Here is a 12,960-nt window from a genome sequence, read left to right on the forward strand (position 1 = left end):
CAAGAGCAGAGCTCCATCTTCAAAAATCAGCAATGTTCCCTCGTATTCCTGTGCATGATAAAATCATGCTACAGGAGGAACAGCCATGGCCAGTAAAGAACTAATTGCAAAGCTTAGAGAGAAATACATCCAAAATCCGCCGGAAGGCATGACGGCGAATGAAATCCGCGAGATGGATGATGAAGACCTTCTCGACATGGATTACTTTATGCATGAAGATGATGAATTCTTTGACGAGGTAGATTGGTAATTTAAAACCAACATACCTCCGCTTTGCGTGGCCCGGTCTTGTCCGGGCCTTTTAATTCAAGTTTTCGCCGCAAGGCGAAATTTCCTATTAAATGAAAAAACTGCCACCGTTTATGCGATGGCAGTTTCACTAAATCACATTAGATTTTTATTATTTATTCTATTTAGTTACCAAAGCCGAAGGGATTCTGGAAGGGATCATATCCCTGGCCACCCTGGCCCTGACCATCCTGACCTTCTTCCTGCTTTGCATCAGGCTGCTTCTCACCGGAATATGTCTTTCCATCAGTATCGCTGTCTGACTGAACTGTGGGCTTTGTTCCAAGTGTTACCTGAAGCTCCTGCTCCTGGTATCCACCCTGACTCTGTCTCTGAACTGAGATTGTAACAGTCTCACCTGCTTCATAATATGCAAGTCTGTTCTGAAGATCATCCATTGATGAGATTTCTTTTCCATCAAACTTAGTGATGATATCGCCTTCCTGAACACCTGCTGCCTTAGCGCCACCATCCTCGGAAACGCCTGCTACATATACACCAAGAGGAAGTCCATACATCTGTGATACGTCTGAAGTAACACTTACACCAGAGATACCGATATAGCCTCTCTTTTCCTCTGAAGCCTTTGAACGTGTCTTCTCAGTCATGAGCTGCTCAATAATAGGCTTAGCTGTTGAAATCGGGATAGCATATCCCATGCCCTCGATTGCTTCACCGCCGATCTTGTTGGAGTTGATACCAATTACTTCGCCGCTGATATTAAGAAGTGCACCACCTGAGTTACCGGGGTTGATTGCTGCACTTGTCTGTACGAATGTACCCTTTCTGCTGTCATCAAGGTCGATCGCACGATTAACCGCACTGATAACACCGGTAGTAACTGACTGACCATAGCCAAGAGCATTACCGATAGCAATTGCAGGCTCGCCAAGTGTAAGTGAATCTGAATCACCAAGAGTTGCGATAGCGATTGCATTCTTTGTATCTGCGCTGAGGTCAGAAAGCTGAACAGCGATAACTGCAAGGTCCATGTTGGAATCTGTTCCTTTAACCTCTGCCTTTGCGGTGTTCTCGTCTACAAAAAGAACCTCAAGGGAATCAGCACCCTCAATAACGTGGTAGTTAGTTGCAATGAGAAGCTCTGTATCGTTTGTTCCAACGATAATACCTGAACCTGAAGCTGTGAGCTCCTGGCTGTAGGTCTGTCCAAAGTATGAAGCAGACTGTGTGTAGTTGTTGTTGATGGAAACCATTGCAGGCATTGCCTTGGCAACAACCTCTGTAACGTCTGTTACAACTGTTCTTGAATTATCAACTGTCTCTGTCTGAGAAATTCCTGATTCAGCATTGTTTGCTGCGATAGTTGCATCTGCATCACTCTGCTGATCCTTCTCTTCTGTCTTATTCTCTGCTGATTTTTCTGTAGAGCTGTCTTCCTTAGAAGCCTCTGCCTTATCCTCTACAGCTGCAGGCATCTGGGAAATCTTTGTCATGCTGTAGTAGCCTGCTCCGAGACCAAGGAAAAGAACAAGTGCAATAGCGATTGCTGCTGCCACCTTCTTACCTGTTCCCTTCTTATGCGGTCCGTTGTTTCCTCCATTCATACCGGGCTGATTGTAGGAATACTGGTAATTACCGTATGTGCCATTATTTCCGTTATTCCCATAATTACCGTTGTTTCCATAATTACCGTTATTGCCGTAATTGTAACTGCCGTAGGAGTTTCTGTTCTGGCCTCCTGTACCATTGCTCATGCCGTTGTAGCTGCCGTAAGATCCAGTATTGTTGTTCTGATTGTAACCGCCGTAATTACCGTTCTGATTACCTGTTCCGTATGTACTACCTGATCCGTATTGATTGCCTGATCCGTAGTTGCTTCCGGAATTGTTTTGTGTTTCCTGCTGTCCCCCGACATCTACCTGGTTTTGTTCATTATTCTCATTATCAAACATCGTTTTTTACCTTCTTTCTTTGATAAACTTTTTGATAAATTATATTTTTCTTCATTTGCATGTTCTCAGTATAGAAAGAGATTGTGACGAAATTGTGATAAAAGTATCAAAAAAATATTTCCCGAACCTTAATCGAAACTAAAAGTTTGTTTCAAAAGTCCGGGAAATACGCGGTTTTTTATTCTATTTGTTATATAACAACAGCAAAAAAATTTTATTAATAATAAAAATCGTCCTCTTCGATTACCTGAATTTCCATATAATCAAAAGGTATCTCCTCTATAAATGCATCCTTAGTGAATCTGCATTTACTATGAAGCTGAAAATCATGAACCGTGGACTTGAGCCAGATAGGCTTACTAAGATCAAGATCATAGCAGGCCTTCTCAAGGGCGTTCATAACCTTATGGGTTCTGGTCTCCATAGAGGAATCTTCAATTACTGTGTCTTTTAATAGATGGTTATCTTCTATAAGTCGTACCCAGAGTCTGAACATTGTGAATGTCAATCCTCATATCCGTTAGGGTTCTGACTCTGCCATCTCCAGGAATCCTCGCACATTTCACGGATGCCGTTCTGAGCCTCCCATCCAAGCTCTGCCTTAGCCTTATCAGCATTGGAGTAGCAGGTTGCGATATCGCCTGCACGTCTGGGCTGAATCTCATAAGGAATCTTAACGCCGTTAGCTTCCTCGAAGTTCTTAACGATATCGAGAACGCTGTAGCCAACGCCTGTTCCAAGGTTGTAGATTGAAAGGCCACTGCCGGGCTCAAGCTTCTTAAGAGCCTTAACATGTCCAATTGCAAGGTCAACTACGTGGATATAATCACGCACGCCGGTTCCATCCGGAGTATCGTAGTCATTACCAAATACATTGAGCTTAGGAAGTCTTCCTACAGCAACCTGTGTGATATAAGGCATAAGGTTGTTAGGAATACCATTGGGGTTCTCACCCATTGTGCCGCTCTTGTGAGCACCGATAGGATTGAAGTATCTGAGAAGAACTACGTTCCATTCCTTATCAGCAAACTGGATATCTGTAAGAACCTGCTCAAGCATGGACTTTGTCCATCCGTAAGGATTGGTGCACTGTCCCTTAGGGCACTCCTCTGTGATCGGAATAAATGCAGGATTACCATAAACTGTTGCAGATGATGAGAAGATGATGTTCTTGCATCCGTGCTTTCTCATTACATCAACAAGAGTAAGTGTTCCTGTGATGTTGTTGTCGTAGTACTCCCAAGGCTTCTGAACTGACTCACCAACAGCCTTAAGTCCTGCAAAATGGATAACACTGTCGATCTTTTCCTTAGTGAAGATCTCTTCAAGGCCTTCTCTGTCGCGGATGTCTGCCTTATAGAAGGGAACCTTTTTGCCTGTGATAGCTTCAACACGGCCAAGTACCTTCTCGCTGGCATTAGCAAGGTTATCCATTACGACTACGTCGTATCCGGCGTTCTGAAGTTCAACTACTGTGTGGCTTCCGATGTAACCTGCGCCACCTGTAACTAATATTGCCATTTTTTGTCCTCCCTTTTATAACATCATCCGCCAGCGAAGCTGACGGATGGTGGTCCCTTTATTAAAGTTCAATTCCGTTCTTCTTGCAAAGCTCTCTTGCTGACTCAACAGAATCCTTACCTGTCTTATTCTTAATAGGTGCGAACTCATGCTCACGAACAACCTCGTAAGGAACACAGCTGTCAAGCTCGTGGATCATATCAAGAACAAGCTGCTCAAACTTGCATCCGTTAGGAGTCTCGGGCTTAACAAGCTCGCCAGCCTCGTTGATGAAAGGAATCTTCTTCTCAACTACGTGAAGAGGAAGCTCATTCTTAGCGATTCTCTCAAGCGCAGGTACATTGAAGAGGTAATTAAGGATAACACCATAGTTGTATGCAGGCTCACCAGCCTCATCCTTAGCATCCATCATCTCCTGAGTAAGCTCATAGTACTCAACGATTGAAGGTCTGCCATCCTCAAGACACATAACACCAACACCCTCATCAGGCGCGTTCTTCTTAACAACCTTAGCACCAACCTCAGCCTTCTGCTCGATTGTAGCACCTACGAATGTAGGATCACAGATTCTCTGAAGTACGTTATCAACTGCGAAAATATTAACCCACTCGATGCCCTCAGCATGAAGTGTCTTATCAAGGCCAGCCTTGATCATTGAAGAGAACCAGCCTGCATTTCCGTTAGGAGATGTAGAGATACGTCCCTTCTCTTCCATATATACCTTACCTTCGTAATCAGAAGCGGGAGCCATATCCTGCTTGAAGAAGGTAACCTTATCTGCTTTATAACCAAAGAAATTCTTCTCTGTAAGGAAGTTAACTGTCTTCTCGTGGTTCTTCTCACTTGTCATGATGAAAAGGTGAATCCATGAACCTGTAGCATTAACTACATCAAGAAGGTTCTCGATAATTCTCTGGAAGATAAATACTTCCTTTGTAAGACCGATGTTGTACATACCCTTAGGATCATCAGAACCAAGTCTTGTTCCCATACCACCTGCAAGAAGACATGCTGCAACCTTGCCTTCCTTGATTGCATCTGTACCAATCTTGGTAAACTCATCCTTTCTCTTCTCGATCTCAGAGAGCTGCATACATGCAAGAGGCTCGAACTTTCCTCTCTCAGAACCGTGTCCGAGATTCTTGGCATTCTTCAAAACCTCGAAATCAGTCTCGTCGATTTGCTGAAGAAGTGCTGCCTTCTCAGCTTCTGAAAGTTCATCATAATATTTGAGGACGTGCATCTGTCCGTTTGCTTCCAGTTTCTTCTTTGCTTCTTCTAATGTCATAGTATAAATTCTCCTTTACTACTTAAAATAAGCGCTTCATTTAATAATATCTCACAAGAAAAATAAAAACAATCAATACCGAGCAACTTTTGCTCGTTAAAAATCATATCGCCTTATCTCGCAGTTTTTGATTCCAAAGGATGAGAACGCTTCGTTGTCCATTTCTCTAAAGTATGACTCCACAATTCTTGCTATTCCGTTATGTGCCACCAGAATATAAATCTTGTCATCATTTTTAATATCATCCAGCAGATTATAAATTCTCTGCGCAAGCTGCATCATGGATTCGCCTGTGGAAAAACGGCTGGCCATGTGCTTTTTTGCTTCGTGGAATTCCTTACCGTCTCTGGGAGTAGATTCATATCTTCCAAAATTCTGCTCGATAAGTCTCTGCTCAATCTTCATAGGAATACCGGTGATCTCAGAGATATGTCTTGCCGTTTCCGACGCCCTGATAAGGGGTGATGTCAGAATCTCGTCAGCCTTTATCTCCTCTGCCAGGATCTTTTCTCCTGTCTCTATCGCCTGCTGATGGCCTTTTTCCGTCAGTTCTATATCCGTGGCACCACATATCTTGTTTTCCACATTCCATACGGTTTCACCATGTCTTACAAAGTAGAAATATTTACTCATATTTGCGCTCCATTTCATTTTCTCTTTGCTTATTATAAGTGTTATCATAGAAGTAGTGAACAACTCTCGCAATAATTATAAGGAGGCGCATACCATGAAAATAGCTATGGCTAACGATCACGCAGGAACTGCCATGAAAAATGAGATAAAGGCATATCTTCTTGCAAACGGTTATGAAGTCGAAGATTTTGGAACCTATGATGAAGAAAGCTGCGATCTTTCTGACTTTGTTTATCCCGCTGCTCTTTCCGTTGCGAAGGGTGAATGTGACAGAGGGATCTTTTGTGACGGCGTCGGATATGGAAGCGCCCTTATAGCCAATAAAATAAACGGATGCTACGCTGCCGTATGCCAGGATCCTCTCTGCGCAACACTTGCAAGGCAGCACACAGACTCAAATATCCTGTGCCTCGGTGCCAAGATAATCGGCACTCTGATATCAATGGAAATTGTGAAAACCTGGCTAAATACAGATCCTCTTATGGAAGAAAAATACAGAAGAAGAGTTCAGAAGGTATGCGATATAAACGACAAATGCTGCATACCGGTAGATAAGCTCTCGTAACTTAAAAGACTTCTTGGTCGAATTAGGCCAAGAAGTCTTTATTTTATCTTCTAACCCACACCAGGAGCTCTCCAGGAGTCCTGTTAGCCCAGAAATAATAAGGAATGAAGGTCATCCTTACATCCTCTTTCTTATTATCTGAATACACTCTGTAGAGCTGGTCCTCACCCCAGAATTTTTCCGAAGTACGATGGCCATTAGCATCTATCACTACTACGCCATTTGCCATATCCTTCTCAAAATGACAGTTAAATTCAGGCGCATCAGAGAGTGAAAGGTTCTGAAGGAGTTTTCCATTATCAGCTTCCTCAAGACAGTACACAAGAGGTCCTCTGGTAACAGCAACCTTTCCAGCATCGGCGCGGACACGGGGATTGGCTTCCATCAGACGAATCGGCATCTCCATCTTAAGTACCACAGTATCCCCGTCCTTCCAATTCCGCTTAAGCTTCGCATAGCCATTGGAAATGACATCAGCACCGACGATTTTCTCGCCATTAACCTCTAACGAATAATTTTCACACCAGCCGGGAATACGCACAGCGAGCGTAAACTCACTCTCAGCATCATTGTGTATGGTCACAGCGACGTCTCCATTCCAGGGATAGCCCGTCTCCACGGAAAGCTTCTGCTTCGCTCCTCCAAGCTCAGCCTCAATCTCCCCGCCGATAAACAGATTCATATAAATCTCATCTGTATTCGCCTCGTAGGCATAGCCACCGATTGACGATAAGAGTCTTGCAATATTGGGAGGGCAGCACGCACAGCCAAACCACTTCTGACGCTCGATTTTTACATGCCTCTTATAATAATCCTTAAGGGAGGACTCCGGATTGGCCTCAAGGGGATTCACATAGAAGAAGCTCTTTCCATCAAGAGACATTCCGCTTATCACAGCGTTGAAAAGTGTATTCTCCATCACATCAATGTATCTGCTCTCTCCTGTTATCTCAAACATGCGACGGGCAAAAAAGATAAGCCCTATCGCAGCACAGGTCTCCGCATAAATAGTATCGTTGGGAAGATCATAGTCGAAGGTAAAAGACTCGCCGTACTGGGTTGAACCTATGGCTCCTGTGATGTACATCTGTCTCTGAACAATGTTATTCCAGAGAGTCTCACAGGCTTCAAACAGAGATGCATCCCCGGTTGCAGAAGCAACCTCTGCCATTCCCGAATACAGGTAAACAGCACGAACCGCATGGCCTTCTGCTTTTTTCTGCATCCTTACAGGCTTACCTGCCTGATAATACTGTTTCTTCATGTAGCTATCATTCCAATAGCATTCATTGTTATTCTTCTTTTCTTCCTCCTCAAAGAACAGAGGACTCTGGCCTCGCTGATCGATGAAATATTTTGCAAGCTTTAAATGCTTCTCATCGCCTGTCACCCCGTAAAGGAGAACAAGCGCCATTTCAGCAACTTCGTGTCCCGGATACCCCGGAATTTTCCCGGGATCTGTTCCGAAGTTCTCACATACGCAATCGACAAATCTGGTCGCCACCTTCAAAAATCTGTCCTTACCTGTCGCCTTAAAATATGCAACTGCTGCCTCTATCATGTGTCCAAGGCAGTACAGTTCGTGACGGTCCATCAGGTTAGTAAACCTTTTATCCAGACCTTTAATAATGTAGTAGGTATCTAAATATCCATCCGGCTGCTGTGCGGAAGCAATGAGCTCGATCGTCTCATCCGCCGTCTTTTCAAGCTCCGGATCCTTATGCCACATAAGCGAGTACGCTACCGCTTCAAGCCATTTATATACGTCGCTGTCCTGAAAACAGTAGCCCTGAAAATCCCCCTCCTCAAGGCCTGCTGCAATCCTGAAATTCCGGATGCAGTGACTGGGCTCGGCATTTTCAATTCTATCGTTAAGTGCCTCCCATTGATAAGGAATCACATGGTTCCTTACAAGCTCCATGTAGGGCTTCCAAAACGGATCCCCAATCCGAATATGATCAAGTGCGATGGGCGCAACTTTCTTTTCATACATCTATCCTATCCTCCGTAAGTCTCAATCCTTCAAGCCTGACATCATAACGCCCTTAACAAAAGCATCCTGTGCCAGCAAAAATGCCACAAGCACCGGCAAAACCGCAATCACAGATGATGCCATAAGAACCGGCCAGTCAGTGGAATACATCCCCTTCATGCTCGCAAGTCCCAGCGGCAGCGTGTATTTTCTGGAATCATTGATATAGATAAGTGGTGAAAAATAATCATTCCACACACCCATAAAGCAAAAGATACAAAGTGTCGCAATCGTAGATTTTGCAAGTGGCAGTGCAATCATGAAAAATGTCCTGAAGGGATTACAGCCGTCAATTTTCGCAGCCTCCACCAGCTCGTTGGGCACAGTTATGAAAAACTGCCTCATCAAAAATGTTCCAAAGGCGGACACTGATGCAGGAAGCATCAATGACCACAGTGTGTTTACAAGTCCGTAGAAGGACATCTGCAGGTAGTTAGTGATGACAGTTACATGAAAAGGGATCATCATAGTTCCAAGATACAGCAAAAACAGCTTATCTCTTCCCGGGAAATTCAGCTTCGCGAACACATAGCCCGCTGTAGCCGACGTCATCACCTGAAAAAATACTACCCATGCAGATACTTTAACACTGTTCATGAAATACTGAAGGAAATTGAATCTGCTGGAAATCTGAGTGTAGTTTTCCCATACAAGCCTCTCTCCAAAGAGCTTTGGAGGGAAAACGAACACCTCACCAAGTCCCTTTAAGGAGGATGAAAGCATCCAGATAAAGGGCACAAGCATCGTGAAAGCACCGATAAGAAGCACTACATGAGCTATGGATTTGTTTAATATCAAAATGCGTTTGTTACTCATGTCTACCTCCTTAATAGTTATCACGCATGTTCTTTTCCATGCGCATATTAAAAATCGTTATTCCCATTATAATGAAGAAAAGCAGGTACGCTATAGCACAGGCATAACCCAGCTTGAAGTACTGGAATGCATTCTGATACAAATAGTGCACAAGCACCGAAGATGATCGTCCCGGACCACCCTCAGTCATCAGCATAACCTGGTCAAACACCTGAAAAGAGCTGATTACAGCCATTACAAATATGAAAAATGTGGTGGGCTTTAACAAGGGCAGCGTAATATATCTAAACTGCTGCCAGAGCCCTGCGCCGTCAAGCTTTGCAGCTTCATAATAACTTGTGGAAATTCCCTGTAGTCCTGACAGGAAAATGATCATGTTATAGCCTGCACTTTTCCAGATGCCGACGATAGCCAGGGATACAAGGGATGTCCGGGAGTCCAGGAGCCACTTAGGGCCCTGGATTCCAAATAGAGACAGAAAGTAATTCATAATTCCAAATTCAGGGTTATAGATCCACTGCCACACTATAGCAACAACTACCATTGAAGTGATGGATGGCAGGAAAAACGCCGCCCTGTAGAACCTTCTGAATGCGATCTTCTGATCAAGCATTACAGCAAGAAGAAGTGAAATACACATTCCTACCGGCACTGTAAGAATAGTATATAGCGCCGTGTTTTTAGTAACTTCCCATACAATTGGATCACTGAACATGGTGATATAGTTACCCAGCCCCACAAACTTAGGCTTCGTCAACATATCATATTTCATGAAGCTAAGTACAAAGGTTGCCACCACAGGCACCAGCATGAACAGAAAGAACCCGACAACATTGGGAAGAAGCATGACCCATGCCCACGCAGTATCATCCTTCAGTTTTCCCTTTCTCTTCTCCTTTGGTGCCACGTGAGCCTCGATATTACTTATTGATATAGCTGAGCCATTCATAACGTGCTCCTCCCCAATTTATTAACTGCTTAAATCAAAATCATTACGCCTTAACCCTACTAAAGTTACTTAGACATTGCTTCCTTTATTGCTTCGTCTATTCTGCTATCAATGTTTTTAACAGTTGTGTCAATATCCTGATCCATCTTAAAGAACATATCTGTTTCTTCCTTGATGATATCGCGCGCCTGAGCTGACTTCTGAATTGCACCCGGATCTACAGCTGCATCCTTGAAATAATCCAGCATCAATTTATAGCTGTCGCCGTGAACCTTCTCATCGTACCAGCCTTTAAGCTGATCGCCTTCATACATGGAATAGCGGTTAGGCATCCAGAGCCCCGTCTTGCAAAGTGCACCCTGATATTCCATTCCGGAGAGGAACTTAAGGAATTCCCAAGCTTCTTCGGGATGAGCACAGGTTGAAGATATAGCATGAAGATGAGCCTGTCCTGTTGTAAGTACTTTGCCATAGGAAGGAAGCGGAGCCATACCGATGTTCATTCCTGAAGCTGCCAGCTCCTGAAGTGACCATGAACCATCCACAAGCATTGCCACTTTTCCTGTCTCAAGCATCTGTGCAGCAGACATGCCGACAGAGTCAAGTGTTGAAGAATCAGGTGCTGAGCCGTCGTCCACACGGATAGCCTTGATTGTCTCAAGAACCTCCTTAACCTCAGGTGTATCCATTGTACTCTTGGTAAAATCTGCATTATAACGGGTTCCGCCGTTTGAAAGAATCTGCGCATTAAGTGTATCTGCAACGGATTCCATTCCATAAACGCCGTAAACATCATCAGTTGTAAGTGATTTTGCCACATCACGGAACTCATCGATAGTCCAGCACTTTGCAGGATCTGAGCTGGGATAAGGAACGCCCGCTGCGTCAAAAACATCTTTGTTGTAGTAAACGATAGGAGATACTGTACATGAAGAAATTCCATAAATATGACCATCGATATCCATAATCGTACGGGATGACTCAATGAAATCATCGAAGGAGTAATTTTCGTCGAACTTGTCAGTGAGCTCCATGAGCGCTCCTGCTGCTGCGATCTGACGATAACTCTCTGAAGATACGAACATTACGTCTGGAAGTGCACCTGCTGCAGCTGAAGAAAGGATTTTCGCATTGTACTCTGAGCCTGCAAGGCCAGGTGTGTAAGAAACAGTAATATTGGGATGCTGAGCTTCAAAGGCTGCTATTCCATCCTTTACCGCCTGAGTCTCCAAGGGTGATGCTTCCCATCCCATAAATACCAGCTCAACCTTTTCACCAGACTCACTTTTCTGTGCTCCTGCCACAGTTGCCTCTTCAGTAGATGAAGAAGCTACATTTGTCTCCTCATTTGAAGAAGCGGCAGTATCACTATTCGCAGATGATCCACATCCAACAAGTCCAAGACTCATTGTTGTAACTGCCATTGTCAAAGCAAACGACATCCATACTTTCTTTCTCATACTAATCCCTCCTGATGGCTAAAGACCCTCTGTCTTTTGCGCCAAAATCACATTCCCCATGATGTGCACTTTCACAGAGAATACTATTGCAAGTTTCTCTCGCGATGATATAAATATAAATAAAAGCACATGTAACAACAACTCACATACCGATAGAAAAGGTGGACAAATCCCATATGTTATTCTGCGTATATGACCCATCTCATCCTGTTCAATATTTAAGTAGTGGAATTTTAGTCAGAAAAGACGGCTTTCTTCATGAACGAAGAAATATAGACTCTTTTGTTCTTATTCTCGTATCCCAGGGAACTCTTCACATCACCCAAAATGGTATCAATTATGATGTTTCTGAAAATGAAGCAATAATCCTGTTTCCTCACAGGACGCATTACGGCTACAAGCCAAGTAAGGGGCCGCTGTCTTACTACTGGACTCACTTTTACATAACCGATCCCGATTACCACATCTACAACCAGAAGGCTCTGATGCGCAACAACACCATTATGACAGGACTTCGCAATTCATACAGCACCAACATGCTGGCGCCCTCCTATCAGCCGGAGCAGGCCCGGGAAGCAGGTGAACTCTTCGTACTTCCGGAATACATTCATCTGAAAAATGACATCCGCACAGTGGTACTTTTCACTCAGCTCCTTGATATCTCCAGAAGGGACAGCTACCAGCTGAACTGGCGAAGCCGCTATGCACTAAACCTGCTGCTCGCAGAATTCCAGGCCGAATGTAACGAAGTACAGATGCTCCACCTCGATTCAGACAGCCCCACATCAGTGCGCGCCGTCACCGAGTGGCTACGCACACATTTCGATGAAAAGATTACCGTAGCAGATCTCGCTGAGCAGTTCGGATATAACCCGACCTACCTCACGGCACTGATCAAAAAGCACACAGGATTCACCATTACAGAACTACTAAGCTACTACCGGATAAACGTCGCCAAGGGTATCCTATCCTCCGATGCCAGCACCTCTGTGAGGCGTGTTGCGCTTCTTTGTGGCTACTCCGATGAGAAGTATTTCATGAGGGTATTTCGCAAGGTTGCAGGAATGACACCGAAGGAATATCGAGAAGCGTTTACAGAGAAAAAGCTTGTGACTAAATAGTAAAAAACTTGAAAGGAGCGGACATAATGCCCGCTCCCTTGTAAAATCATTCGTTTCGCCTTTTAGCTCATGTGTAAGCCAAATTATCATTTTGATGATTGTTCTTGATGAAGTAATTCTTCCATAAGCTTTCGCTGATATTTTAGATCTTCAGTAGCTTTTTTCAGATCATCAAACCTTCCGTCTTCAATTAAAATAGCGTTTAACCTATTAATTGAATCCGTAACCATCTCTGTAACCTCTGTGATGACCTTCTCTGTAACCTCTGCGGTGACCTTCTCCGTCAATTCTCGATCGTGAATTCTCTGTCTATCCCATTCCTTCATATAGGTTTTAGTCACCTCCGATCTATCTTTGACATTGTTTACTATATC

13 protein-coding genes are annotated in these 12,960 nt (G+C 44.0%); 3 read left to right on the forward strand and 10 right to left on the reverse strand.

Annotated elements, in window-relative coordinates; translation table 11 throughout:
• Positions 1–85: 85 nt before the first annotated feature.
• Positions 86–250 carry a hypothetical protein gene (locus G587_RS25900; RefSeq protein WP_196812572.1) on the forward strand — a complete coding sequence of 55 codons (165 nt, stop codon included), beginning with the start codon at positions 86–88 and terminating at the stop codon, positions 248–250.
• A gap of 163 nt (positions 251–413) precedes the next feature.
• On the opposite strand, the gene G587_RS22900 is transcribed toward G587_RS25900, so the two are convergent.
• The 5 genes from G587_RS22900 to G587_RS0114320 all read right to left on the reverse strand — a co-directional run bounded on the left by G587_RS22900 (position 414) and on the right by G587_RS0114320 (position 5,643).
• The gene (locus tag G587_RS22900) at positions 414–2,201 is read right to left on the reverse strand and encodes a S1C family serine protease (protein WP_051201055.1); all 1,788 of its coding nucleotides are present in this window, start codon (positions 2,199–2,201) and stop codon (positions 414–416) included.
• Between the two features lie 217 nt (positions 2,202–2,418).
• Positions 2,419–2,697 carry a hypothetical protein gene (locus G587_RS0114300; RefSeq protein ID WP_026492826.1) on the reverse strand — a complete coding sequence of 93 codons (279 nt, stop codon included), beginning with the start codon at positions 2,695–2,697 and terminating at the stop codon, positions 2,419–2,421.
• Positions 2,698–2,705: 8 nt separating this feature from the next.
• The gene (gene galE / locus G587_RS0114305) at positions 2,706–3,722 is read right to left on the reverse strand and encodes a UDP-glucose 4-epimerase GalE (RefSeq protein ID WP_026492827.1); all 1,017 of its coding nucleotides are present in this window, start codon (positions 3,720–3,722) and stop codon (positions 2,706–2,708) included.
• 61 nt (positions 3,723–3,783) lie between these two features.
• Positions 3,784–5,010: a UTP--glucose-1-phosphate uridylyltransferase gene (locus G587_RS0114310; protein WP_026492828.1), complete on the reverse strand. Its 1,227-nt coding sequence runs from the start codon at positions 5,008–5,010 to the stop codon at positions 3,784–3,786.
• A gap of 96 nt (positions 5,011–5,106) precedes the next feature.
• Complete coding sequence (locus tag G587_RS0114320) at positions 5,107–5,643, reverse strand: histidine phosphatase family protein (protein WP_026492829.1); 537 nt, start codon at positions 5,641–5,643, stop codon at positions 5,107–5,109.
• A 94-nt stretch (positions 5,644–5,737) separates the two neighbouring features.
• Between G587_RS0114320 and G587_RS0114325 the strand changes: the two genes are divergently transcribed.
• Positions 5,738–6,208, forward strand: a complete 471-nt coding sequence (locus G587_RS0114325) for an RpiB/LacA/LacB family sugar-phosphate isomerase (RefSeq protein WP_026492830.1) — start codon at positions 5,738–5,740, stop codon at positions 6,206–6,208.
• A 43-nt stretch (positions 6,209–6,251) separates the two neighbouring features.
• On the opposite strand, the gene G587_RS0114330 is transcribed toward G587_RS0114325, so the two are convergent.
• The 4 genes from G587_RS0114330 to G587_RS0114345 form a co-directional block, all read right to left on the reverse strand.
• Positions 6,252–8,201 (reverse strand): glycoside hydrolase family 127 protein, encoded by a 1,950-nt coding sequence (locus G587_RS0114330; RefSeq protein WP_026492831.1) that lies wholly within the window; start codon positions 8,199–8,201, stop codon positions 6,252–6,254.
• A 21-nt stretch (positions 8,202–8,222) separates the two neighbouring features.
• Entirely contained in the window at positions 8,223–9,056 is an 834-nt protein-coding gene (locus G587_RS0114335; protein ID WP_026492832.1) for a carbohydrate ABC transporter permease, read from the reverse strand.
• 10 nt (positions 9,057–9,066) lie between these two features.
• Positions 9,067–10,005 (reverse strand): carbohydrate ABC transporter permease, encoded by a 939-nt coding sequence (locus G587_RS0114340; RefSeq protein ID WP_051201056.1) that lies wholly within the window; start codon positions 10,003–10,005, stop codon positions 9,067–9,069.
• 65 nt (positions 10,006–10,070) lie between these two features.
• Positions 10,071–11,465 carry an ABC transporter substrate-binding protein gene (locus tag G587_RS0114345; RefSeq protein ID WP_026492834.1) on the reverse strand — a complete coding sequence of 465 codons (1,395 nt, stop codon included), beginning with the start codon at positions 11,463–11,465 and terminating at the stop codon, positions 10,071–10,073.
• A gap of 176 nt (positions 11,466–11,641) precedes the next feature.
• Between G587_RS0114345 and G587_RS24615 the strand changes: the two genes are divergently transcribed.
• Complete coding sequence (locus G587_RS24615; RefSeq protein WP_026492835.1) at positions 11,642–12,586, forward strand: AraC family transcriptional regulator; 945 nt, start codon at positions 11,642–11,644, stop codon at positions 12,584–12,586.
• 86 nt (positions 12,587–12,672) lie between these two features.
• On the opposite strand, the gene G587_RS0114355 is transcribed toward G587_RS24615, so the two are convergent.
• Positions 12,673–12,912, reverse strand: coding sequence for a hypothetical protein (locus G587_RS0114355; RefSeq protein ID WP_026492836.1), 240 nt, complete (start codon positions 12,910–12,912; stop codon positions 12,673–12,675).
• Positions 12,913–12,960: the final 48 nt, after the last annotated feature.

Origin of the sequence: Butyrivibrio sp. XPD2002, assembly GCF_000423945.1 — a bacterium.
In the GTDB taxonomy this organism is placed as follows: Bacteria; Bacillota; Clostridia; order Lachnospirales; family Lachnospiraceae; genus Butyrivibrio.